The organism is Candidatus Poriferisodalis sp. (assembly GCF_965208895.1).
Classification (GTDB): Bacteria; Actinomycetota; Acidimicrobiia; order Acidimicrobiales; family Poriferisodalaceae; genus Poriferisodalis.
The window spans coordinates 1,170,470-1,193,948 of the sequence record NZ_OZ242363.1 but is presented as its reverse complement, the minus strand read 5'-3'; the positions used below and the strand labels follow the sequence as shown (position 1 = coordinate 1,193,948).

Annotated in this window: 22 protein-coding genes; 15 read left to right on the top strand and 7 right to left on the bottom strand. The window is 66.9% G+C overall.

Features of this window, described 5'->3' with window-relative positions; all coding sequences use genetic code 11:
* Positions 1-26 precede the first annotated feature (26 nt).
* The 15 genes from dxr to ACOGJB_RS05305 all read left to right on the top strand — a co-directional run bounded on the left by dxr (position 27) and on the right by ACOGJB_RS05305 (position 17,351).
* The gene (gene dxr, locus ACOGJB_RS05375) at positions 27-1,181 is read left to right on the top strand and encodes a 1-deoxy-D-xylulose-5-phosphate reductoisomerase (RefSeq protein WP_419839783.1); all 1,155 of its coding nucleotides are present in this window, start codon (positions 27-29) and stop codon (positions 1,179-1,181) included.
* A complete protein-coding gene (locus tag ACOGJB_RS05370) occupies positions 1,178-2,419 on the top strand; it encodes a M50 family metallopeptidase (protein ID WP_419839782.1) in 1,242 nt (413 codons plus the stop codon). Before dxr ends, ACOGJB_RS05370 begins: the two co-directional genes overlap by 4 nt.
* Positions 2,420-2,548: 129 nt before the next feature.
* The gene (ispG, locus tag ACOGJB_RS05365) at positions 2,549-3,760 is read left to right on the top strand and encodes a flavodoxin-dependent (E)-4-hydroxy-3-methylbut-2-enyl-diphosphate synthase (RefSeq protein WP_419839781.1); all 1,212 of its coding nucleotides are present in this window, start codon (positions 2,549-2,551) and stop codon (positions 3,758-3,760) included.
* A 176-nt stretch (positions 3,761-3,936) separates the two neighbouring features.
* Positions 3,937-4,557 (top strand): ribosome maturation factor RimP, encoded by a 621-nt coding sequence (gene rimP, locus ACOGJB_RS05360; RefSeq protein ID WP_419839780.1) that lies wholly within the window; start codon positions 3,937-3,939, stop codon positions 4,555-4,557.
* Complete coding sequence (gene nusA / locus ACOGJB_RS05355) at positions 4,554-5,816, top strand: transcription termination factor NusA (protein WP_419839779.1); 1,263 nt, start codon at positions 4,554-4,556, stop codon at positions 5,814-5,816. The genes rimP and nusA overlap by 4 nt, the downstream gene beginning before the upstream one ends.
* Positions 5,817-5,915: 99 nt before the next feature.
* A complete protein-coding gene (gene infB / locus ACOGJB_RS05350; protein WP_419839778.1) occupies positions 5,916-8,783 on the top strand; it encodes a translation initiation factor IF-2 in 2,868 nt (955 codons plus the stop codon).
* 15 nt (positions 8,784-8,798) lie between these two features.
* Positions 8,799-9,242, top strand: a complete 444-nt coding sequence (locus tag ACOGJB_RS05345) for a ribosome-binding factor A (protein ID WP_419839777.1) — start codon at positions 8,799-8,801, stop codon at positions 9,240-9,242.
* Between the two features lie 5 nt (positions 9,243-9,247).
* Positions 9,248-10,126 (top strand): tRNA pseudouridine(55) synthase TruB, encoded by an 879-nt coding sequence (gene truB, locus ACOGJB_RS05340; protein ID WP_419839776.1) that lies wholly within the window; start codon positions 9,248-9,250, stop codon positions 10,124-10,126.
* Between the two features lie 138 nt (positions 10,127-10,264).
* Positions 10,265-11,209, top strand: a complete 945-nt coding sequence (locus ACOGJB_RS05335) for a bifunctional riboflavin kinase/FAD synthetase (protein ID WP_419839775.1) — start codon at positions 10,265-10,267, stop codon at positions 11,207-11,209.
* 195 nt (positions 11,210-11,404) lie between these two features.
* On the top strand, positions 11,405-11,677 hold the full coding sequence (gene rpsO / locus ACOGJB_RS05330) for a 30S ribosomal protein S15 (RefSeq protein WP_419839774.1): 273 nt from the start codon (positions 11,405-11,407) through the stop codon (positions 11,675-11,677).
* Positions 11,678-11,854: 177 nt separating this feature from the next.
* Entirely contained in the window at positions 11,855-14,407 is a 2,553-nt protein-coding gene (locus tag ACOGJB_RS05325) for a polyribonucleotide nucleotidyltransferase (RefSeq protein WP_419839773.1), read from the top strand.
* A gap of 171 nt (positions 14,408-14,578) precedes the next feature.
* On the top strand, positions 14,579-15,346 hold the full coding sequence (gene dapB, locus ACOGJB_RS05320) for a 4-hydroxy-tetrahydrodipicolinate reductase (protein WP_419839772.1): 768 nt from the start codon (positions 14,579-14,581) through the stop codon (positions 15,344-15,346).
* Positions 15,347-15,389: 43 nt separating this feature from the next.
* Entirely contained in the window at positions 15,390-15,701 is a 312-nt protein-coding gene (locus tag ACOGJB_RS05315) for a hypothetical protein (protein WP_419839771.1), read from the top strand.
* 237 nt (positions 15,702-15,938) lie between these two features.
* A complete protein-coding gene (locus tag ACOGJB_RS05310; protein WP_419839770.1) occupies positions 15,939-16,721 on the top strand; it encodes a hypothetical protein in 783 nt (260 codons plus the stop codon).
* A gap of 153 nt (positions 16,722-16,874) precedes the next feature.
* Positions 16,875-17,351: a hypothetical protein gene (locus ACOGJB_RS05305; RefSeq protein ID WP_419839769.1), complete on the top strand. Its 477-nt coding sequence runs from the start codon at positions 16,875-16,877 to the stop codon at positions 17,349-17,351.
* 23 nt (positions 17,352-17,374) lie between these two features.
* On the opposite strand, the gene ACOGJB_RS05300 is transcribed toward ACOGJB_RS05305, so the two are convergent.
* From ACOGJB_RS05300 to ACOGJB_RS05270, 7 genes are all read right to left on the bottom strand, one after another.
* On the bottom strand, positions 17,375-17,713 hold the full coding sequence (locus ACOGJB_RS05300) for a DUF5615 family PIN-like protein (protein ID WP_419839768.1): 339 nt from the start codon (positions 17,711-17,713) through the stop codon (positions 17,375-17,377).
* Positions 17,710-17,931 carry a DUF433 domain-containing protein gene (locus ACOGJB_RS05295; protein ID WP_419839767.1) on the bottom strand — a complete coding sequence of 74 codons (222 nt, stop codon included), beginning with the start codon at positions 17,929-17,931 and terminating at the stop codon, positions 17,710-17,712. Before ACOGJB_RS05295 ends, ACOGJB_RS05300 begins: the two co-directional genes overlap by 4 nt.
* Before the next feature lie 77 nt (positions 17,932-18,008).
* Positions 18,009-18,197: a hypothetical protein gene (locus ACOGJB_RS05290; RefSeq protein WP_419839766.1), complete on the bottom strand. Its 189-nt coding sequence runs from the start codon at positions 18,195-18,197 to the stop codon at positions 18,009-18,011.
* Positions 18,198-18,202: 5 nt separating this feature from the next.
* A complete protein-coding gene (locus tag ACOGJB_RS05285) occupies positions 18,203-19,939 on the bottom strand; it encodes a ribonuclease J (protein ID WP_419839765.1) in 1,737 nt (578 codons plus the stop codon).
* A complete protein-coding gene (dapA, locus tag ACOGJB_RS05280; protein WP_419839764.1) occupies positions 19,936-20,820 on the bottom strand; it encodes a 4-hydroxy-tetrahydrodipicolinate synthase in 885 nt (294 codons plus the stop codon). The genes ACOGJB_RS05285 and dapA overlap by 4 nt, the downstream gene beginning before the upstream one ends.
* Before the next feature lie 72 nt (positions 20,821-20,892).
* Positions 20,893-21,660 carry a transcriptional regulator gene (locus ACOGJB_RS05275; protein WP_419839763.1) on the bottom strand — a complete coding sequence of 256 codons (768 nt, stop codon included), beginning with the start codon at positions 21,658-21,660 and terminating at the stop codon, positions 20,893-20,895.
* A 7-nt stretch (positions 21,661-21,667) separates the two neighbouring features.
* A complete protein-coding gene (locus tag ACOGJB_RS05270) occupies positions 21,668-23,293 on the bottom strand; it encodes a long-chain fatty acid--CoA ligase (protein WP_419839762.1) in 1,626 nt (541 codons plus the stop codon).
* Between the last annotated feature and the right edge of the window lie 186 nt (positions 23,294-23,479).

Here is a 23,479-nt window from a genome sequence, read left to right as displayed (position 1 = left end):
GAACACCTGCGTCGTCGGCTAGACGCGTGAGCGCGACGACCGTCGCCGTGCTCGGTTCGACGGGTTCGATCGGCACCCAAACGCTGGAGGTGATGCGCGCGGAGCCGGACCGATTCCGGGCGATCGCGCTGGCCGCCAACAGCTCGGTCAGCGAACTCGCCGCTCAGGCCGCTGAATTCGCACCGGCAGCGGTCGGCATCGGCGATCCGGAGCTCGTGCCGCAGCTGAGGGCCGCGCTGCCCGGCGCCATAGAGGTGCTCGCGGGCCCTGATGCATTCGCAGGTCTCGCAGCCATCGCGGATGTCGTCGTGAACGGTGTCGTGGGATTCGCCGGCTTGGGCGTCACGCTGTCGGCACTGCGGGCCGGTCGCCGGCTCGCACTGGCGAACAAGGAGAGCCTCATCGCAGCGGGACCGCTGGTGCAGCCCCTCCGAACCGTGCCCGGCGCCGAGCTCATCCCGGTTGACAGCGAGCACAGCGCCCTGCACCAGTGCCTTGCTGGACAATCTGCGCCGCCCGAGCGGTTGATTCTCACCGGCAGCGGCGGACCTTTCCGCGGCCGCAACAGCGCCGAGTTGCGCGAGGTCACCGTCGCTGACGCCTTGGCACATCCGACGTGGTCCATGGGGCCCAAGATCACGGTCGATTCGTCGACACTCATGAACAAGGGCCTCGAGGTCATCGAAGCTCATGAGCTGTTCGATGTGGGCTACGACCAGATCGAGGTGGTTGTCCAGCCGCAGTCGGTGATCCACTCGATGGTGACTTTCGCCGACGGTAGCACCGTCGCGCAGCTCTCCCTGCCGGATATGCGGCTGCCGATCGGCTACGCATTGGCATACCCCGAGCGCATCAAGACGCCGTTCGGCGCCGTGGACTGGTCGGCGATCGGCGCCCTTGATTTCGAATTGCCCGACACCGAGACCTTCGGTTGCCTGCGCTTGGCGTACGACGCAGGCCGAGCGGGCGGCACTGCGCCTGCGTGGCTGAACGGGGCCAACGAGCAAGCTGTAGAGGCATTCTTGGATGGCCGACTGCGTTGGCACGAGATCGAGCGAGTGATCGACCACGCGATGCAGCATCACGATGGAGCAGCTGCGGACAGCGTGGAGGCGGTCATCGCAGCCGATCAACAGGGACGCCGCCATGTTGCTGGCGCAGTGATCGGCCTCCGCCCATGAGGGGTCACGCCGACGAGCAGCACACCCCGGCGCCCAGAGCGGGTTCGCGCACCGTCGGCCGGCTTGCGGCACTCGTGGTGCTCGCATTGCTGGCTTGGAGGTACCCGTTCGCCTTCGGTGCAGCGGCAGTGCTTGCGGGCGTGCTGTTCATGCACGAATTCGGCCACTTCGCCGCTGCTCGCGCCGTCGGGATGAAGGTCACCGACTTCTTCTTGGGATTCGGCCCGCGGCTGTGGAGCTTTCGGCGAGGTGAAACGGCCTACGGATTGCGGGTGCTGCCGCTCGGGGCGTATGTGCGTGTCATCGGCATGTCCAGCAGCGATGCCGTCGAGCCCGGCGATGATCATCGGGCGTACCGAAACAAGAGCTATCCCCGCCGCCTGCTGGTTGTGTGCGCGGGTTCGCTCATGCATTTGGTGATGGCGCTGGTTGCCTATGTGGTGTTGCATGCAGCGCTGGGTGCGCCCGCCCTGGAGGAGGGCCGTTGGCAGGTCGCCGAAGTGATGAGTCAGCGAGATGGGGTGACACTTCCCGCCGCCATCGCGGGCATCTCCGCGGGCGATCGCATCGTGGGCGTCAACGGAACCGTCACCGAAGACTGGGATGTCTTCGTGTCCGAGGTGCAATCCCGGCCCGGCGAGCGGGTGCTGTTGGAGATCGAGCGAGACGGTGCGCTCCTGAATCTGGAGACGACGCTGGCCGCAGATCCCGAGACAGGACGCGGTCTGCTGGGAGTCCGTGCCGGGCAGGCGATCACCTATGAGACCGCCGGCCTGCCCACAGCGATCGCTCGGGGATTTGGCGACCTCTCGGGAGCGATCGTCGATTCGGTGCGCGGCATCTGGTCGTTGTTCGTGAACTTCGGCGATGTGATCGACCGAATCGTGTCACCGCCGGGCGATCCGACTGCGAATGAGAATCTCGGCATGCGGCCATTGGGAGTCGTCGGCATCGTCGACCTGGCGTCGGACGCCTCGTGGGGCTGGTCCGAGCGAGTGCTGATGTTCGCGATGGTCAATGTCTTCCTCGGTGTGTTCAACATGTTGCCGGTGCCGCCGTTCGACGGAGGCCACGTGGCGATCGCGACCTATGAACGCTGGCGCGAGCGCGGGGGACGCGGCCGCTACCTGAGCGATCCTCGGGCGTTGGCGCCTGTCGTGGCCGTCGTGGTGACGGCGCTCGTGTTGCTCGCAGTCGGCTTGCTTTACCTCGACATCGCCAATCCGATCGATCTGTAGCAGGCTGAGCCGAATGGCGAAGCCGTGGCCCGAGCCGGCCCGTGAGCGCAGCGAACAAGAGCGGGAGATGATGAGTGTTGTGACGAGGATGCGAACGAAACAGCGGACGCTGTAGGAAGCTGAACTGCGATGAGCACGCCCGCCAGCTACGCCCGACGGCCCTCGCGCCAGGTGCTCGTCGGTTCGGTCGCCGTGGGTGGGGGGGCACCCGTTTCGGTGCAGTCGATGACCACCACCAAGACCGCTGACGTCGACGGCACCCTTGCTCAGATTTACGCATTGGCCGGTGCCGGAGCCGACATCGTGCGCTGCACGGCGAACGACCTCGCAGCCGTCGAGGCGCTCGCGCACATCGTGCCCCGCTCGCCAGTGCCCCTCGTGGCCGACGTCCATTTTCAGTACCGGCTCGCGCTGGCAGCTCTCGATGCCGGAGTGGCCTGCCTGCGGCTGAATCCAGGCAATATCCGCAAGCCCGACCAGATACGCGCCGTGGCGTCAGAGGCTCGGGATCGTGGTGTCCCCATCCGTATCGGCGTCAACGGCGGCTCCCTCGATCCCGACATCGAGGCGCGCTATGGCATGACCCCCACCGCATTGGTCGAATCGGCCAAACGAGAACTCGGCTACTTCACCGAGGTGGGTTTCGACGACGTCAAGATCTCGGTCAAGGCCAGCGATGTGACGCTGATGGTGGAGTCCTACCGGATGCTCGCCGACGAGGTCGATTTCCCGCTGCACCTCGGCGTAACGGAAGCCGGCCCCCCGCCTGCGGGTCTGGTGAAATCGACCGCGGGAATCGCAACCTTGCTCAATGAAGGCATCGGAGACACGATCCGTTACAGCCTGACTGCCGACCCGGTCCAAGAGGCCCAGGCCGGTCAGCAGTTGCTGCAGGCATTGGGCCTGCGGGAGCGTTCGGGCACTGATCTCGTTGCGTGCCCGTCGTGCGGCCGCGCCGAGGTGGACGTGATCTCGGTGGCCCAACAAGCCCAGACGGCCTTTGAGAAGCTTGACCTGCCCGTGCAGGTGGCGGTGATGGGCTGCGTGGTGAACGGACCGGGTGAGGCCCGCGGCGCCGACCTGGGGATCGCTGCGGGCCGTTCCCGCGGTCATCTGTTCGTCAAGGGCCAAGTCGTGTCCGTGGTGCCCGAGGACGAGATGGTCGCGGCCTTGGTGAGATGGGCCGAGATTGTCGCGGGTGACGGTGTTGAAGCTGCTCTCGCCAGGGCGGAGCACGGCGCTGCCGCAGCAGCGGCAGCCGACCGCGCCGTGCTCGTGAGCGAGCAGGGCGACGACGTCAATCACGCCGCTGAACGCGTCGCCCTCATCCGGCGACGCTGACGGCGAGCAGGTGCGCCGGCGCGCGTCCGATTCACATGCGCTGGTAGCCTCGGCCTCGCAGGACAGTTCCGGCTGGTCGTGGCTCTGCGCACGCGCCCTTGCAGTTCGATTGCAAGCGCTCATTCCGCAGGCACAGCCCCGAGGCCAGCTGGGGCGACGCGGACAGGGAGGTTGCGATGACTCACACCGCTGCGGCCTCGCGCGCCTGCGAAAGCGCCCATCCCTCCGAGATTGCGAAGCTCACCGGTCCCGTGGCGGCCAACGCCGGCTGTGTTCTCTATGACGTGCAGTGGAGAGGCGGAACGTTGGTAGTTCTGGCCTCCGCAGCAGGCGGAAATGCCATCGGCGTCGATGCTCTCAGTCAGCTGAGCCGACAGCTGTCCGCGGCACTTGATGCGGCCGACATGATTGACGGGCGCTACGTGCTCGAAGTGTCCAGTCCCGGACTCGAGCGCAGCCTGCGCCGGCCGGAACACTTCTCAGGCGCTGTCGGCGAGCGGGTGGTGATCCGCACGAGCGGCCCGCTGCGCCAGCGCATCGTCGGCGAGATTCTTGGCGCTGACAGTTCTGCTGTCTCGATTCGCATCGAGGAGATGTCCGCAGATCCCTCGGTTCATTCCGGGGCCCAGCCGGGGATCGGCCAGACGCTGTCGGTGCCGTTCGACGGCATCGCCAAGGCCCGCACGACATTCGAATGGGGTTCACAGCCGCGGCGCAGTCAGGGTGCGGGCAAGGCGCCACACGCCAAGCGAGGCCAGACACCACGCCAGACATCCACAGAAGGGCAGCGACGATGAGCGACGCAGCAACACTCGACAGCCGAGAGATCATGGAAGCGCTTCAGGCACTCGCCATTGAGAAGGGCATGACCGTTGATGTGCTGCTCGAGGCGGTCGCGAACGGCCTTGAATCGGCCTACAAGCGCCGGGAGGGCGCCGCTGAGCAGGCCTACGTAGAAATCGACGAGTCGTTCAACATCACGGTCTACGCGCAGGAGGTCGACGAGCTCGGCAATGTCCTGCGGGAATGGGACGACACCCCCCATGACCTCGGGCGGATCGTGGCCCAGACCGTCCGTCAGGTGCTCAACCAGCGCATCCGCGAAGTCGAGCGCGACATGAAGTACGACGAGTACGCCGGGCGCGAGGGCGACATCGTCACGGGCATCATCCAGCAGAACGACGCTCGCTACACCCTGCTCGACTTGGGTCGCGTCGAGGCGCTGCTCCCTCAGTCCGAGCAAGTGCCCTATGAGCGACCCGAGCCGAACAGCCGCCTCAAGGCGTACATCGTCGAAGTGCGCAAGACCGCCAAGGGGCCGCAGATCGTCGTGTCGCGCACACATCCAGGACTGATCCGCGAGCTGTTCAAGCTGGAGGTTCCCGAGATCTCCGACGGCGTCGTCGAATTGAAAGCGTGTGCGCGCGAGCCCGGCCACCGCACCAAGATCGCCGTCTGGTCGAATGATCCCAATATCGATCCGGTCGGGGCGTGCGTGGGTGCGCGCGGCAGCCGGGTCCGACAGGTCGTGAACGAGCTGCGGGGCGAGAAGATCGACATCGTCCCGTTCTCCGACGACCTGCATGACTTCGTGGCCAAAGCGCTGTCGCCGGCTCGCGTCCGGGAGGTCCGCTTTCACTCCGAAGAGGGCGTCGCAGAAGTCGTCGTGCCCGACCATCAGCTGTCGCTGGCCATCGGCCGCGAGGGTCAGAACGCGCGCTTGGCGGCCCGGCTGACTGGTTGGCGCATCGACATCAAGAGCGAGACGCAGATCGCCGAGGAGGAGGCCGGCTACTCGGGAGAGGAGTGGGCCGAAGGGGAGTGGGTCACCGACGCCGAGACGGGCGAGCAGACCTGGGTGCCTGCGGACGGCAGCGAGGCAATCACCGCAGGCCAGTGGTCTGAAGCTGTCACCGAGCAGCACGATGCCGACGAGACACCCGCCGAGGTTGCGCAGGCCTCCGGCGACGAGACGGCCAGCGACGGCACCGACGAGACGCCCGCAGAGGCCCGCACCGACCCCAGTACCCTTCCATCGGACTCGACGACGCCTTGAGGCCGATGGCCCGTCTCGTCGCGTCCCCGTTTCATTCCCTGAGCCCCGCCGGGCGCCCCATCAACTCTCGACAGCTCTCCCGACAGAAAGACCGACCGCTTGCCGAAAAAAGTCCGCGTTCACGAGCTCTCCAAAGAGCTGGGCATGACGCTCACCGAGGTGCTCGACGTATGCGAGTCGTTGGGCATCGGTGTGAAGACGCACTCGTCCAGCATGGAGGACGCGCAGGCTGACCGCGTCCGGCGCAAGGCCCAGCGCGAGGGACTGATTCGTGACGAGCCGCAGCCAGAGGCCCGCAAGGCCAGCAAATCGCCTGCGAAGTCCGCTGCGGCGACATCGCGCGCGGTACCGCGGGACAACTCCGCTGAGGCGCAGCGATCCCGACCGCCGACCCGGCCCGCCCGTCCGGCCCCGGCTGAGCCGAAACCGCCTCGAGAACCAGCGCCGACCCCGCAGGCCGCCCCGCAGAGCCCCACGCCCGATGCCGAGACGCCCTCCCCAGCCGCCCCTCGACCTGCGGCGCAAGCCCCCTCGGCCCCGCCGCGCCCGCCCGATGTTCCGCCGCCAGGCACCCCGCCGCCGCCGAGCACATTGCCGTCGGCGGGTGCCCCGCCGACGGTGCCGCCGCCGCGGCGTCTCGTCACTTCGAGCGGCCAGGAGTCCGCGCGGCCGGTCCTGCCACCGGCGGGGCGGCCCGCAGCACGAGTCGAAGAACCGCCGACACCTTCTCGGCCGGCGTCCGACGATGGCGCCGGCACGGCGCTGCCGCCGCCGCCTCCCCGTCTGCCGATGCCGCCGCAGTCGGCCGATGGCAAGGCGATCCCGCCTCCGCCCGTGCCGCCCCGTTCCGGATCCGGCAAGCCGATTCCGCCGCCGCCGGGCCCTCCCCGCACATCCAATCGCAGCGGCGCCCCCTATCGCTCCGGTCCTCCTGGTGGATTCCGCCGTCCAGCGGGCGGCGGTGAGCGCCCCCACGGCGGGGCGCCTGGGGGCGGGCGCGCACACGCCGGTGCTCCTCCTGCCGGCGGACGCCCAGGCGGGCCTCCCGGCGGCGCCCGTCCCGGAGGACCGCGAGGCGCACCACGAGGCGGTCCGCGAGGCCGCCCCCGTCGTCGTCGCCGTCGCCAGCGCGAGGAGCTGCAGCCCCAGCAGCTCACCGCCTACACGCCGGTGGACGCACCCGTTCCCGACGGCGAGATCGTCGTCGAGCGAGGGTCGACCGCACAGGAAGTCGCCGCTCGGCTGAATCGCTCAGCCGCCGACATCGTGCGGTTCCTGCTGCAGCAGGGTGAGATGGTGACTGCCACCCAGTCGCTCAGCGACGACATGATCGAGCTCTTCGCCGCTGAGCTCGACGCCGAGGTACGCATCACCGAGCCCGGCGCGGAGCAGGAAGAGGAGCTGCTGCGGGCGCTCGAGGTCGACCTGACCGACGACGGCGCCCAGATCCGACCGCCGGTGGTGACCGTCATGGGCCACGTCGACCATGGCAAGACGCTGCTGCTGGACCGAATCCGATCCTCCAACGTCGTCGAGGGTGAGGCAGGTGGCATCACCCAGCACATCGGCGCGTACCAGACCAAGCGGAAGGATCACCGGATCACGTTCATCGACACCCCTGGTCACGAGGCCTTCACGGCGATGCGCGCCAGGGGGGCCCAAGCCACCGATGTCGTCGTGCTGGTGGTGGCGGCCGATGACGGCGTCATGCCCCAGACTGCCGAAGCCATCGACCACGCACTTGCAGCCGATGTGCCGATCATCGTCGCCATCAACAAGATGGACCGACCCGGCGCCGATGCCGACCGCGTGCGGGCCCAGCTCGCAGAGCGGGGCCTCATTCCTGAGTCCTACGGCGGCGACGTGATCACCGTTCCCATGTCGGCCATGACAGGCGACGGCATCGACGAATTGCTGGATCAGATCCTGCTGGTCGCGGAGCTCGAGGAGCTCAGTTCCCCGGCGAGCGGTCGGGCGGTCGGCATCGTGCTCGAAGCCCATCTCGACCGCGGCCGTGGTCCGGTCGCGACGGTGTTGGTGCAGCGAGGCACCCTGCGCATCGGCGAGCCGATGGTCGCCGGCGCGGCGTGGGGCCGCGTGCGTGCGATGACCGATGATCGAGGGGCCCCGCTCAGCGAGGCGGGTCCAGCGATGCCTGTGCAGGTGCTCGGCCTCGGCGAGGTGGCGCGTTCAGGCGACATGTTCGTCGTGGCACCCGATGAGAAGACTGCAGGCAAGGTGGCGGAGACTCGCGAGCATTGGCAGCGCCAGGCCAGCCTCGCCGGCACCGCGGGCGGAAGCGGTGGCGGCGCGCGGCTCGAAGACATCTTCAAGCAGGTGCAGGCCGGCGAGACAGCCACCCTGAACCTGGTGCTCAAGGCCGACGTGCATGGCTCGCTCGAAGCCGTCACCGACAGCCTGCGCAAGCTCGAACGCCCCGACGTCAAGCTCGCCTTCGTCAGCCGAGGCGTCGGCGGCATCAATGAGAACGATGTGCAGCTCGCTGCCGCATCGGAAGCCACGATCATCGGCTTCAACGTGCGCCCCGACCGCAATGCGCGCCAGACCGCCGAGACCGAGGATGTCGAGGTCCGGCTCTACGAGATCATCTATGACCTCATCTCCGACGTGGGCAACGCCATGGTCGGCCTGCTCGAGCCGGAATTCGAGGAGATCGTCGCGGGCGAGGCGCAGGTGCGCCAGGTCTTCCGCATCTCGGGCGTCGGACCGGTTGCGGGCTGTGTCGTCGAGCATGGGAACGTGCGCAGCGGCGCCAAAGTCAGGTTCCTGCGTGACGGCGCGATCATCTGGAAGGGAGCGATCAAATCCCTGCGTCACTTCCAGGACGACGTTGCCGAGGTGTCTGCGGGCATGGAGTGCGGTATCGGTCTCAGTGACTTCTCTGACCTCAAAGAAGGCGACGTGATCGAGACGTACACCGAGCGCGAGATCGCCCGCGTCGCCTGACGGAGCACATATCCGATGGCACGTCGCTCCCGCCGCCGGCGGCGTTCGATGCCCGCCGCGCACCCCTACGAGCGGACCGATCGCGTCGCGCAGCTCGTGCGCGGCGTGGTCGCCTCGGAGATGGAGCGGCTCGACGAGGCGTTCGACGGCATCGTGATCACCGGGGTGGATGTCGATCGTGAGCTGAGCGTCGCGGTCGTGCACTACGACGTGCGCGATCAGGAATCCGATGAAACCGCAGCTGCAGCCTTCGAAGCCCACCACCACCGTCTCCAACGAGCCTTGGGCACGGCGACCAGCTTGAGGCGCACGCCTGCGCTTCGCTTCCGCCGGGACCGGGGAGTGATCGACGCCGAGCGAATCGAAGACCTGCTGGCCGCACTGTCGGACCCCCAGCCCGAACCGCCGCCCTCAGACCCGCGTTTGGACACTGCCGCAGAGCGGGACGAGGGGTCCTGACGGCCGTGGCGCGACGACGCCCCGCGACCACCCACGGCACCGTCATCGTCGACAAACCGCCCGGTCCCACGTCCCATGACGTGGTGGCCATGCTTCGGCGTCGCTTCGGGGAGCGACGCATCGGCCACGCGGGCACGCTCGACCCGTCCGCGACGGGCGTCCTCGTCGTCGGCATCGGCAATGCGACCCGCTTGCTGCGATTCGCCACTGCAGGCCGCAAGAGTTACGAGTGCGAGATCGTGTTCGGGGTGGCGACCAGCACACTCGATGCCGCCGGCGAGACGATCGAGACATGGAACATGGATCTCGATCCGAGTGAAGTTGCCCGCGTGGCGAAGGGTTTCGTCGGCACCATCTCGCAGCTGCCGCCGATGGTGTCTGCGGTTCGCGTCGGAGGCCGTCGCCTGCACGAGATCGCCCGCTCCGGGCAGACCGCGGAACGCGAATCGCGTGTCATCGAGGTCTTCGGCTTCGAGGTGGCGGCCACCAGGGATCCGCGGGTCTACCGGGCCTCGGTCGACTGTTCGGCAGGCACCTATGTGAGAACGCTCGGAGCCGATCTGGGAAGTGCGCTGGGAGGAGGCGCACACATCCGGGCGCTGCGGCGCACACGCAGCGGTACGTTCTCGCTGTCGGAGGCCGAATCTCCCGACGATGCTGTGCTGCGCCCACCCGGTGAACTGGTGCGAGATCTGTCTCAGCTCCATCTGTCCGACGACGAGACAGCTCAGGCCCGCCAAGGCGCTCACCTGGCCGCTCGTCGCTACGAAGGCCGCGGCCCTTGGGCACTACTCGATGCCGCCGGGGGACTCGTGGCGGTGCATGAACGCATCGACGGCCGCCTGCGCGCCACGGTCCTGCCGTCTTCGGACTCGAGCCAGTAAGCACAGATGCCATAGCTGTGGAGGCGGCAGGGGACTCTGCGACGTTGCGACCTGCCGGATCGCTGGAGCAGAGTCCCCTGCCGCCTCCACAGCGGGCGCACCTAGTCGCAGAAGTCTGTCGTGAGTAGCGTTGCACCCATGGAGGTCATTCGCGACTTGGATTGGTGCCCGGTGCTCGAGCACGGCTGCGTCGTGACCGTGGGTGAGTACGACGGCGTCCACCGGGGGCATCGAACCGTGATCTCCGAGATGCATCGCCTGGCAGCCGAGCGTGGCTGCGCGACCGCGGTCGTGACGTTCGACCGCCACCCGGCCACGGTGGTACGGCCAGAATCCGCACCGCTGCTGTTGTGCGATCTCGACCACAAATTGGAGCTGCTGGCCGAGACCGGGGTCGATTTCACCTTGGTCGTCACGTTCGACGAAGCCCGCGCAGCGGTGCCTGCCGAACAGTTCGCCCTCGAGATCCTCGTCAACTGCCTCACGGCACGCGCTGTCGTGGTCGGTGCCGACTTCCATTTCGGCAAGGGGCGCCGGGGCAACATCTCCACGCTGCGCCAGGTCGGCGCCGAACACGGTTATGAGGTGGTCGGCCTCCCACTGGTCAAGCAGATGACCGGCGACGGCGAAGTCATCTCATCCACGTCGATCCGCGAAGCGCTTGGCGCAGGCGACGTGGAACGGGCACACCGGCTGCTCGGACGGCCGTTCGAGGTACGCGGCGTTGTCACGCTCGGCGACCGCCGTGGCCGCCAGATCGGGGTGCCCACCGCGAACTTACCCACCACCGCTGACCTGCAGATTCCTGCCGACGGCGTATATGCCGCGTGGTACGTGCGTCCTGACGGTGCCCAATACCCGGCGGCCGTCAACATCGGTCGTCGCCCGACGTTCTACGACTTCGCCGAGCGTTCGCTGATTGAAGCGCACTTGATCGGCTTCCGCGGAGATCTCTATGACGAGACGGCCAAGGTTCGCTTCGTCCGCAGGCTGCGACCCGAGCGACGCTTCGATGGCATCGACGAACTGAAGGTTCAGCTTCGCCGCGACATCGAAGACGCTGCGAAGTGCCTGCATACCTAAGAGGCGGAGCCGTGGCCTGAGGGGTCGCCGACGGTCCCGCTGGTAGCCTGCACGATTGACAAGAGACAGAACAGCGCGGCTGGGTCGCCCAGCCGAGACGTCGCAGCAAACCTCGCAAACGCAGTCTGCGTACTCGCAGCAATCGACAGCGCAGCATTTGCTCGGCGCCACAACGACAGGGAATACAGCAACGGCATGAGTGCCAAGAGATCAAGTCCAGCGGCCTCGGTGATCGACGAACATCGCCATTCGGAGGCCGACACCGGATCGCCCGAGGTGCAGGTCGCTCAATTGAGCGCCCGCATTGAGCACCTCACCGAACACCTCCAGACCCATAAGAAGGACCACCACAGCCGCCGAGGGCTGTTGAAGCTCGTCGGACGCCGGCGCAGGTTGCTCGATTACCTGAGCGCCAACGATGTCGAGCGATACCGAGCTTTGATCGCAAAGCTCGGCCTCCGGCGCTGAAACGGTCCTGGGCGACAACGGTCATTCCGCGCACCCCAGCGTGCGCCATGAATTCGTCGCCGCCTCACGCGCCCTGCTGGGGCGCACGTCCCATGGCCAAACGAGACCTCATCATCATCAACCAACAGGCGGGCCGGAACTCGTTGAAGCAGTCCCGCCACCACAACAGGAGCAGACATGGCTGAAGCCATTTCGGTCACCGGTCCCATCGCGGGCACCGACAAGACCATCACCTTTGAGACCGGCGTGCTCGCCGGCCTCGCAAACGGGGCGGTCACGTCCCGCATCGGCGACACGCAAGTGCTCGTCACCGCAACTGCGTCAAACCGTCCACGCGACGGCGCGTCATTCTTCCCGCTCACGGTCGACATCGAGGAGCGCATGTACGCGGTGGGCCGGATTCCCGGTTCGTTCTTCCGGCGAGAGGGGCGTGCATCCGACGATGCGATCCTCACCTGCCGGCTGATCGATCGCCCGCTGCGACCCAATTTCCCCAGCGACTACCGCCACGACACACACATCGTGGGCACGATCCTGGGCGCTGACCACGTCAATCAATACGACATCGTCGCGTTGAACGGAGCGTCGGCGGCCCTGTGGCTGAGCGGCATCCCGTTCGAGTGCCCGATCGGCGGCGTGCGGATCGCCTACTCCACCGATGGCGAGTGGATCCCGTTCGCCACCCATGAAGAGTCCGAGGCCGCCACGTTCGAAATGGTCGTGGCCGGTCGCCAGCTCGACAGCGGCGACATCGCCGTGATGATGGTCGAGGCCGGCGGCACGGAGAAGTCGTTCTCGTACTACGAGCAGGGCGCACCAAAGGTCACCGAGGACGTGCTCGCTAACGGTCTCGAGGCCTCCAAGCAGTGGATCGACGACATCATCGAGATGCAGAAGTCGCTGCGCCGGCTGGTCGAAGAGCAGTCCGGTCCGATCCAGCAAATGGAGTACATCTCCACCAGGGACTATTCCGATGAGGTGCTCGATCGCGTGCGCGAGGTCGCCGGTGATCGCATGCGTGAAGTGATGGCAATAGCCGACAAGGCCGAGCGCGAGGCCGCACAATCGGTGACCAGCATCGCCGTGATTGACGAAGTTGCCGCAGAATTCGCAGACCTCGACGGCGCCAAGGACCAGATCCGTGAGGCGGTCAGGTCGCTGTCGAAGGAGATCGTGCGCGAGCGCATCGTGGCGGACGGGTTCCGCATCGACGGGCGGTCAACCGATGAGGTTCGGCCGCTCTCGTCGGTCGCGGGCTACCTCGGGCGCACCGCTCACGGCTCGGGTCTGTTCCAGCGCGGCGAGACCCAGGTGCTGAACGTCACCACCTTGGGAATGTCCCGGATGGAGCAGATCGTCGACACCCTGAATCCTCAGGACCGGCGCCGGTTCATGCACCACTACAACTTCCCGCCGTTCTCCACCGGCGAAGCGGGCTTCATGCGTGGCCCCAAGCGGCGCGAGATCGGCCACGGCGCACTTGCTGAGCGTGCGATCTTCCCGGTCGTACCGTCCAAGGAAGACTTCCCGTACACCATCAGGCTGGTGTCCGACGTGCTCACGTCCAACGGGTCCACGTCGATGGGGTCGGTGTGCGCATCGTCGCTGTCGCTGATGGATGCCGGCGTGCCGATTGTGGATCACGTTGCCGGCGTGGCCATGGGCCTCGTGTACGCCGACGGCAAGTATGTGACGCTGACTGACATCCTGGGCGCCGAAGACGCATTCGGAGACATGGACTTCAAGATTGCGGGTACCGAAGACGCCATTACCGCGCTCCAGCTCGACACCAAGATCGAGGGCATTCCCGCCGAGGTGCTGACCCAGGCGCTGGCCCAGGCACGGCAGGCTCGCCTGCAGATCCTCGAGGTCATGCGTGCGGCGATCGCCGAGCCGAGGCCCGACGTCGGCGAGACCGCGCCGAAGATCACCAGCTTCGAGATCCCGATCGACAAGATCGCCGAGGTCATCGGCCCGCGGGGCAAGGTCATCAACTCCATCCAGGAAGAGACCGGCGCCGACATCAACGTGGACGACGACGGCACGGTGGGCACCGTCAGCATCGGTGCCACCGATCGCGAGGTCGTGTCGGAGGCCGAGCGGCAGATCCGGCTGATCGTCAACCCGCCGACTCCCGATGTGGGCGCCACCTATGAGGGTCGCGTGGTGAATATCACCAAGTTCGGCGCGTTCGTGAACGTGCTGCCCGGCACCGACGGGCTGCTGCACATCTCCAAGCTGGGAGGCAAGCGCCGGCTGAATTCGGTCGAAGAAGTGCTTGAGCTGGGCGACGTGATCAGCGTCATTGTCGAGGAGATCGATCCCAACGGCAAGATCAGCCTCACGCCGGCTGATCCGACTCAGGTCGGAGGCACCGAGGGTGACGACGATGGATTCGGCGACGACGTCCGCGTGCCGCAGCGTGACCGTGATCGCGCCGATGGCCGTGATCGCGATCGCGGGCGTGACCGGGGAAGCAACGGCAACGGCACACGCCGGTCTCGCACGCCTGCACCCGTCGCCGCGTCGGCGGGGACGTCGGGTGAGGCACCCGCTGTCAGCAGGGATGACGGCGACGACGCTGCCGCACCGGCGCGCAGCGGCACAGTCCGGGAGGACGTGTCGTTCGGCCAGCACTTTGAGCAGATCGCCAAGGGCGTGTACGGCGACCTCGGGCCCGAGCTCGAGCAGTCCGGACGGGGTTCGGGCCGGCGTCGCGGCCGGCGTTGACCAACGCAGCCCGGCAGCCTCGTTGCTGCCGGGCTGACTCGAACGCTTTGCAGCAGCAGCGTCCACCGGCGGGCCTACTCGCCGACGAACCCATGCGCGTCGGTCTTGTTCGCTGCGCTGGCGGGCTGCCGGGCCCCGGCTCGGCCTCCGGGCGCTACTAGCGTGGCGACCGTGAGGGTGCTGGTCTTCGGTGCGGGCGGGCGCATGGGCGCCACCGTCTGCGAGGCGGTCGACGCCGACGGAGGCTTGGAACTCGCGGCCGGGGTGGACCCCGGTGCTCCAGGCCAGCGCGACGTCACCGACAGCATCGACATCGTGGCGTCTGCCGCAGAGGTCGATCCGGCTGCGGTCGATGTCGCAGTGGACTTCACAGTTGCCGCTGCGGCGCGGGAGAACTTGGCATGGTGTGCGGCGCATGGCGTTCATGCGGTGGTCGGCACCAGCGGTCTCGACCCCGACGACTATGAGCGGTGTCGGGAGGCGTTCACCGCGAGCAACTGCCTCATCGCCCCCAACTTTGCGATCGGTGCGGTGCTCATGATGCGGTTTGCTGAGCTGGCCGCGCCGTTCTTCCCGACCGCTGAGATCATCGAGCTCCACCACGACAACAAAGTCGATGCGCCCTCGGGTACTGCCATGCAGACCGCGCGTGCCATGGCGGCGGCCTCGGGCGACTGGGCCCCAGATCCCACCCAGGACGAAGTGCTGCCGGGCGCGCGGGGCGGCAAGGGTCCCGGCGGCATTCCGGTTCACTCCGTCCGGCTGCGAGGCCTCGTGGCGCACCAGCAGGTGATGCTGGGCACGGCGGGCGAGACGCTCACCATCCGCCACGACAGCATGGATCGAGTGTCGTTCATGCCGGGCGTGCTGCTGGCCTGCAAGGCAATTGCCGACTACCCCGGCGTCACGATCGGCCTCGATTCCTACCTGCAGCTCTAGTTGGTGCCATAGATGACCTGTGCCACCGAATCGTTGAGGGGCCGTGGCTCAGTCACTTTCGGCTGAATGCCGTGCCGTCCACCACTTTGTGCTGGTCACCGAGGGTCGTGACCTGCTTGACGACGCCAATCTCGAGGCGCTCTACCTGGCGGGCTGCACCGACGCCAGCATCGGACACCGCACCGTGGAGTTTGATCGCGAAGCCCCGACCCGTTGGGACGCGATACAGCAGGCGATTCGAGATGTCGCGGCCGTCTCGGGACTTCGGGTCGTCGATGTCCGTGACAGCATTGACACCGTGCCAACAGGACCGACTGCACCTTCCCGTCGTCGTTCCCGTTTCGTCTCTCAGTGACGACAACTACTCCTGTGATGAGCCGGCGGAGTCAACGCTTCGCGCCGAGATGCAACGGGCCCTCCGACTGTGAGTTTCGACGAACTCCGGCGAGAGTGCCGCCGCGACGGAATCGGGCCACTGTTTTGGGAGCTGCTTCTCGCTGTCTGTGGCCGGGTGGCGCGCAGGTACCCACCAGTGACCTTCAACCACGGCGAGGGGTGGTCGCAGGAGTCGCTACGCGACCTTGCCTAAGAGGTGACCCTTCAGCGCCTGCTCGTCGAGAACCAGCTTGAGTACGTCCTCGACCTTGCCACGGACGAGGACTCGCTGGCGCGCCTGCTTGCGTTCCAAGTCCGGAGAGTATTGACGCGCCGACGGTCCATAACAGTGGTTGACCGGCTCTTGATGCGAGTCGGCGAGGTGCTCCAAGGCGACGCAATCGAGACCCGTCGGCTCGGCACGGACAGGTTTATCCAGGTCCGGAGCATCGACCGCGAACTTCGCGCCCTCACGGAGGCAGAGGTTCAGCGCGCTGTGGCGCTCATTGGGTACGTGCCCCGGATTCCATCCAACCCGAGCGGCGTACGCGAGTCGAAGGTCTACGACGGCGAGAACCTGCGCCTCCTTCTCGTGGAGTTACTCAACGAGTTCGGGGGCATCCTCATCTCCGAGCTTCGCAGGATTCTTGAGGTTGCGTTGACAGCCTGGCTGCCAACGATCCTTCGCGAAGGCGAGGACAACTACCGCTCCCAGTCGACGCCAGATATCGAGTTCCAACGTGCCGTCATGCCAACCCTGATCGACGAGCTCATCGCACAGCTCGACGACATCCACCGGGTCGTCCTGCTCGGCAAGAGCCAAGACATCTCCGATGGAGAGCTGGCCCGTCGCACAGGCCGTTCGCGGCCATGGATCGCCGACCGCAAGTCCGAGGTCCTCGCGATTGTCGAACGCCAGCTCATTGCAGAATTTGCCGGAAGAGCTTCACGGCGAAGCTACGCGGGTGCTCCTCGAAGAGCTGGCACGGCTCAACGATGAGCCCGATGGACTGGAGGACAGCACGCCATGACCGAAATCCCCGCCGTCGTCAAGTCTGCGGCTGAGGCCTATCGCGGAAGCCAAGGATTTCAGGTGGCGCGCTCGCGCCGCGATAGCGCTACGCATCGGGTCGCAAGAGGCGACTTGCGTATTGTGGAGCCTCCAGTCCGAGAGGCTGCAGCCGGAACGCGGCGACTGTGCCTCGTCGTCGGTGTCGATCCGGCTGAAGATTTCGCGGAGGTCGTGCTGGTCCACAGCACTCCGGAACTCGCAACGAGCGTCGACGGCGTCGTCCCGAGTTGCACGACCGGGGCGCCTTACGACGCCGTCGTCCAAACGGACCTTCGAGGCGTCGCTTGGACCTTCCAGCTTGGTCGTTTGGTCGGCCGCCTGGACGAAGCATCTCTTGAGGCATTGAGCTCAATTGCACTCGGCAATCCGGCAACCGAGCTTGCCCAGGGCAACGAGATCTGGAGTGGATCGGCTCTCACTGGAGCAGGCGACGGCCGATGGACATTCAAAATCGATGAGGGGTCTGCGCTTCGCTCGCTGACTCGCGAGTGCACAGCGGCATTCCTTGACTGCGGCACCGTCGGGGAATTCGACCCTCGCCTGCTGCATCAGGGCTAGCAACCCCGGGGCCGCGCTACCCCTCAGTCGAATGGCAGCACGAGCAGCGCACCCTCGGCGTCGCCCTCGAATTCCTCGATGAGCCCGCGATGCCGAAGCAACAACTCAAGGATGGCGCGAGTCGACGCGTTGCCGGCCCGGACCCAGATCGCCTTCGGCGGCGGACCGTGCAGGAATGCAAACTGGCGAAAGTCTGAGCCTTTCGAGACGATCATGTAGCCATGAGAGGCCGCGTGATCCCAGATCTCTCGATCCGTGGCGGTGTCCAAGCCGTAGTCGACGACATGACGACTGCCCGGGAACGCTGAGTCGACCAAGGCAACCAGCCGGTGCGAGAGGTTCTGATCGAAGAGAAGCCTCACACAGGCGCGACGAGGCGGCGCTCGCGCATTGCGGCGAATTCAAGCGTCGCCCGGATGTGCTGCTCGGTGAGCTCGGGGAAGTCGTCGACGATTTCCTGGCTGGACATGCCGGATGCCAAGTATTCCAAGACGTCGTATACGGTGATGCGCGTACCGACGAAGCATGGTTTCCCGCTCCGTACGTCGGCTCGAGTGACTATTAGCGACGAAGCATCCATCGACCTCCATAGTAGTGACAGCAGCCCGGATGTCTGAAGCCGATTTCTCGACTGACGGGCAAGTACGTCGGCGCGAGTCAAGCGCTGTCTCGGCGCTCAGCGAGGCCGTCCGCTGCCGCTGGGCCCAGCCGGTTGCTCTTGGGCAGGTGCGCGGCCACCTTCGCAGCGTCAAGGTCGTCGAGTGCGTCGCGAATCGAGTCCCGCCGATCGTCACGATTCAGCCGGTGCATGGCTACGGCATGAATGGCAGCCTGCCGTCCGTTCATACTGGTCAGGCGAGTGAGAGCACTGTGGCTGAGATTGCGGGGCGGCGTCGGGTCCGGGTGCCGACGAAGCTGCCTGTGGCGCGGCGGACGATCCGCTCGACTTCGTCAGGGTCGGGACGCTTCCGCGCTGGCTTGACGGTTCGCTCGACCCGCTGTGCGATCTCGTCGGACAGGGCTTCGACCACGTCAGCGTGCTTCGTCACGTCGAGCCAGCCTCGCGAGGCGATATCGGGTGGTGCCGCGAGACGGCCCCGCCCGTCGAGCACGACGGTGACGTGCACGAAGCCTGCTGTGAGGGCCAAGCGCTCGGCGATGACTTCGGCGTCGGGGTCGTCGAGCGTCCCGTCTACGTAGTGATAGGGCGCCGGCACCCCGGCACGGACCTGCAGCTCGGGACCCTTGAGCGTGATCTGCGCTCCGTCGGTCAGAGTCAGCACCCGCTTGGCCTTCATCCCAAGCTCGCGGGCGAGCTGCGCGTGGCGAGCCAGCATGTGGAATTCGCCCTCGATCGGCACGAACCAGCGCGGGCGGCACGCCTTGTGCAGCTCACGCAGCTCGTCTCGCTGCGCATGGCCGGACGTGTGCACGAGCTCGTGCCCGTCGTGAATCACTTCGGCACCTCGGCGAGCCAATCCGGACACCATGCGAAAGACCGAGCGCTCGTTGCCTGGGATCGGGTGGCTCGACAGCACGACCGTGTCGTCGGGGCCGACACCGATCTCGGGGTGATTGCCGTGAGCGATCAGTGACAGCGCAGCATTGGGCTCGCCCTGGCTGCCGGTGCACACGATGCAGACTTCCGACGGGTCGAAGCGGTCGAGCTGCTCGACGCCGAACAGGGAACGCTCGGGAACGTCCAGCACCCCGAGCTGGCGAGCGATGCGCACGTTGTTCACCATCGAGCGGCCGACGGGCACGACGGCACGGCCCTGCTCGATCACGGCGTCACAAATCTGCTGGACTCGGTGCAGGTGGCTGGCGAAGCAGCTCACGATGAGTCGGCGGTCGGGGCGCTGCGTGAACAGCCGCCGGAGGGTGGCGCCGATCTCGGTCTCCGACGCGCTGCGTCCAGGACGGTCGGCATTGGTCGAATCGGCCATCAGCAGGGCGATGCCTTCGGTGCCCAGCGCTCGCAACCGATCGAGGTCGGTGAGACGGCCGTCGACCGGCGACTCGTCGATCTTGAAGTCCCCCGTGTGCACGAGTGCGCCGGCTGGCGTGTGCAGCACGATGCACAGGCTCTGGGGTACTGAGTGGGTGATGGGCAGCGCTTCGACGTCGAACGGGCCGATCTTTCGCCGCTCGCCGTCGCCGATGACATGAAACGACGTGCGGTCGGTCAGGCGGGCCTCGGTCACCTTGTGCTCGGCCAATGCCATGGACAGCGCCGAGCCGTACAGCGGAACCTCGATGTTGCGCAGGAAGTGGGGCACGCCGCCGAGGTGGTCCTCGTGGCCGTGCGTGACGACCAGCCCGACGACATCGCGGGCACGCGAGTTGAGCCAGCCCATGTCGGGCAGCACTTGCTGAACACCGGGCATGATCGCCGGGTCGGGGAACATGACCCCGAAATCGATGACCAGCAGCTTGCCGCCGGACTCGACGACGGTGCAGTTACGCCCGACGTCGCCGAGCCCGCCGAGGAAGGTGACGGTGACGGGCTGTCTCGATGCGCCGTCCGCCGGAGCGCCCGACCGCGTCGAAGTGCTGGACGCCGCAGGGCGCCGCGTGCGCCGACTCAAGTCTGCTTCAGTCGGGCGTAGACCTCGCGGGCGCGATCTTCCAAGCCGTCGGGCGTCGGGCCCATCGGCAGGCGGGGCTCGCCAACCGGCAGGCCCAGTGTGCGCAGCATGGCCTTGGTCGGCACCGGATTGGGCGCCGCATCACCGGTCTCGAAGTCGTAGCTCTCGAGCAGGGCAGCGTTGATCTCGCGCGCTTTGGTGGCGTCGCCAGCCTCCCAGGCATCGAACATGGCGACGTGCTCGGGGATCGACCAGTGTGCTGCGACACTGATCACGCCCACCGCGCCAACGGCCAGCAGCGGCAACGTGAAGCTGTCGTCGCCGCTGTACACCTCGAAGCCCGCCGGAGCCTCGGCGATGACCTTGGCGGTTTCGCCTGGGTTCCCCGCCGCGTCCTTCACCGCCACGATGTTCGGAATCTGCGCCAGCTCCAGCAGCGTCCGCGTGTCGATCTTGCGCCCCGTGCGGACCGGGATGTCGTACATGACGATCGGCAGGTCGGTGGACTCGGCCACAGCGGCGAAGTGCCCCGCGATGCCAGCTTGGGAGGGGCGGTTGTAGTACGGGGTCACCGCCAGGATGCCGTCGACACCCAGCTCGGCGGCCTTGCGAGTCTGGCTCACCGAATGTGCTGTGTCGTTGGTGGTGGTGCCGGCCACCACCGGGACCGTGACGGCCTCGGCGACGGCGCGCCAGAGCTCCCAGTCTTCCTCGTCGGTGATGGTGGGTGCCTCACCGGTGGTGCCGGTGATGACAAGACCTTCGGCGCCCTCGGCTACGAGCCAGCGCGCCAATGCCACGCTTGCGTCCACATCCAGCGAGCCGTCTGCCGCGAACGGCGTGATCATCGCCGGAACAACCCGTCCGAATCGAGCGCTCATGGGGTCGAGACTACTGCTGAGTCGCCGCGACAAGGGTCTTGATTTTGCTGCGGGCGCTTGGAAGCGATGAGGTCAGACGCTGCCCTCGTCGGCCCGATTGATGCCCAGCGTTGCCAGCAAGTCTTCGTGCAGCTCGAACCACACCGTGTGGTAGCTCGGGATCATCGGCTTGGTGAGGTAGTCGAGATCACCGGCCTGCAGTCGGCTCAGGGCTTCGGCGAAGCGTGGCGCATAGTTGTCGTAGCGAGCCATCACGCTGCAAAGCGCTTCGAGCACTCCCGACAGTTCGCTGTGCAGCACTTCGAGCCGCTCGATGATCGCTGCGTCGTAGTCGGGGTCGCTGTGGTCGTTGAGCCGCCCGCCGTCGCCGGGTCCGGCATCAGCCGCAGCCGGATGATCGGCGGGCCAGACCTGCCAGTCGGTGCACAGCTGCAGCATCTTGGGGTTCAGTGCCAGGAACTCCCGGTAGGCCGCCGTCACGGCATCGCGGGCGTTCGCCTCGTCGAGCTCGGCGGCCAATGCGGCCTCGCCGTCGTCCCGGCCAGTGGGCGTCAGGATGAACTTCGGCACCCCGCCGACCTCGCGGAACATGCAGTGGCCTGCCGCATCCAATTCAGCCAGCAGCCACTCGGTGTCGTCGGGCTCGAGTCCGTGGATCGCCGCGACATCATCGATCTCGCCCAGACCCTTGAGCCGCAGTGCCAGCCAAACCAGCAGGCGCGGCTCGGAGCGGTGTGCGCCGCTCGCATCAGGCTCGGAGCGGTGTGCACCGCTCGCATCAGACTCGGAGCGGTGTGCACCGCTCGCATCAGACTCGGACGTGTGTGGGGTGCCGCTCACGCCCGGCTCACTCCACGACGAGATCGGCGAAGCGGTCGCGCAGGGTCTTCTTGGAGAACTTCCCCGTCGAGGTCTTGGGAACCTCGTCGATGATCCGGGTTGCGCTGGGCAGCCACCACCTCGCCATCCGCGGGGTGAGGTATTCGATCAGCTCGTCATGGCTGATCGTCTCGCTCTCGACAGGCACCACGCACGCCATCGGGCGTTCCATCCAGCGCTCGGAGGCCACCGCTACCACCGCGGCCTCGGCCACCTTGGGATGGCTCATGATCTCGTTCTCGATCTCGGCGGAGCTGATCCACTCGCCCCCGGACTTGATGAGGTCCTTGGTGCGGTCGACAAGCCGGATGTAGCCATTCGGGTCGCACGTGGCCACGTCGCCGGTGCGCAGCCAGCCGTCGTCGGTGAAGGAATCGGCCGCGTCGGGCCGGTTGTAGTACGAACCGGTCACGTACGGGCCTCGCACCTGCAGCTCGCCGGAGGTCTCGCCGTCGTGCGGCAGCTCGTTGGTGGTGTCGGGTTCGCAGATGCGGAACTCCACGGTCGGCAGGATCGTTCCCACCGTCGTGCGCAGGTCGGCTTTCGCGTCGTCGTCGAGGTCTTGCTGGCCCGAGCGGACGTGTGCGATCGAGCACAGCGGGCTCGTCTCGGTCATGCCCCACGCCTGCAGGATGGGCAGCCCGACTGTCTCGCGGTACCCCTCCGACAGCGCCTTGGGCACCGCCGAGCCGCCGCACGGGATGGCGCGCAGGCTCGAGGTGTCGCGCCCTTCGAGCTCGCCGAGCACGCCCATCCAGATCGTCGGCACGCCAGCGGCGAGGGTGACCCGCTCGGTCTCGATCAGCTCGGCCAACGGCTTGGGTGCCAGGTTCGGGCCGGGGTTGACGAGCTTCGCCCCTGCTGCGACGGCCGCGTGGCTGAGCCCCCAGGAGTTCGCGTGGAACATCGGCACGACCGGCATGACCACATCGCTCTCGCACACGCCGGCTGAGTCGACCAGCATCGCGGCGAGCGTGTGGAGGTAGGTCGAACGGTGGCTGTAGACGACGCCCTTGGGCTCGCCGGTGGTGCCGCTCGTGTAGCACATCGATGCTGCTTGGCGTTCGTCGGCCACCCGGAATCCGGCAGGCGATGCCGCAGCCAGCAGTTCCTCGTAGTCGATGATCCGCGGGTCGTCGGGAATGTCCGACCCAGCGCCGTCGCCTGAGTCGTCCATGACCACCACGTGACGCACCGTGGTCATCTCGTCGACCAGCGGCCACAGCGCCCCCAGCAGCGACCGGTCGACGAAGATCACCTCGTCCTCGGCATGGTTCGCGATGTAGGTGACCTGCTCGGCGAACAGCCGGATGTTGAGCGTGTGCAGCACCCGCCCCGAGCACGGCGCTGCGAAGTACAGCTCGAGGTGGCGGTCGGTGTTCCAGGCAAACGTCGCTACGCGCCCATCGGGGGAGACGCCCAGGTCGTCGAGCGCTCCGCCCAGCAGCCGGGTCCGTTCCGCCCAGCGGCCGTAGTTGGTGCGTTCGATTCCGGTAGCGGTCGCCGTGACGATCTCCTTGTCGGCAAACAGCGACTCAGCGCGTTCGAACAGCGGGTCGAGGGTGAGCGGCACGTCCATCATCGTCGAGTCCATGACGCCGCAGGCTAGAGGCCACGGGGCGACCGGGCGAATGACTCAAGCCGGCAGTCGTACCCTCCCTCAAGCTGGCCTCGTTGGCAGCGGCTACTCTGCGCGCCTCACCGTCGGCCCGCAGAATCCAGTAAGGGACCAGTTATAGGTCTGTTGCCTCGTAGCCGCAGCAGCTCGAGGTGTGGCGAG

Coding starts and splice junctions, on each gene's coding strand:
- ACOGJB_RS05370 (WP_419839782.1), top strand. CDS start 1,178: ATGAGGGGTCACGCCGACGAGCAGCACACCCCGGCGCCCAGAGCGGGT.
- ispG (WP_419839781.1), top strand. CDS start 2,549: ATGAGCACGCCCGCCAGCTACGCCCGACGGCCCTCGCGCCAGGTGCTC.
- rimP (WP_419839780.1), top strand. CDS start 3,937: ATGACTCACACCGCTGCGGCCTCGCGCGCCTGCGAAAGCGCCCATCCC.
- nusA (WP_419839779.1), top strand. CDS start 4,554: ATGAGCGACGCAGCAACACTCGACAGCCGAGAGATCATGGAAGCGCTT.
- ACOGJB_RS05345 (WP_419839777.1), top strand. CDS start 8,799: ATGGCACGTCGCTCCCGCCGCCGGCGGCGTTCGATGCCCGCCGCGCAC.
- ACOGJB_RS05335 (WP_419839775.1), top strand. CDS start 10,265: ATGGAGGTCATTCGCGACTTGGATTGGTGCCCGGTGCTCGAGCACGGC.
- rpsO (WP_419839774.1), top strand. CDS start 11,405: ATGAGTGCCAAGAGATCAAGTCCAGCGGCCTCGGTGATCGACGAACAT.
- ACOGJB_RS05325 (WP_419839773.1), top strand. CDS start 11,855: ATGGCTGAAGCCATTTCGGTCACCGGTCCCATCGCGGGCACCGACAAG.
- ACOGJB_RS05295 (WP_419839767.1), bottom strand. CDS start 17,931: ATGGATGCTTCGTCGCTAATAGTCACTCGAGCCGACGTACGGAGCGGG.
- ACOGJB_RS05290 (WP_419839766.1), bottom strand. CDS start 18,197: ATGAACGGACGGCAGGCTGCCATTCATGCCGTAGCCATGCACCGGCTG.
- dapA (WP_419839764.1), bottom strand. CDS start 20,820: ATGAGCGCTCGATTCGGACGGGTTGTTCCGGCGATGATCACGCCGTTC.
- ACOGJB_RS05270 (WP_419839762.1), bottom strand. CDS start 23,293: ATGGACTCGACGATGATGGACGTGCCGCTCACCCTCGACCCGCTGTTC.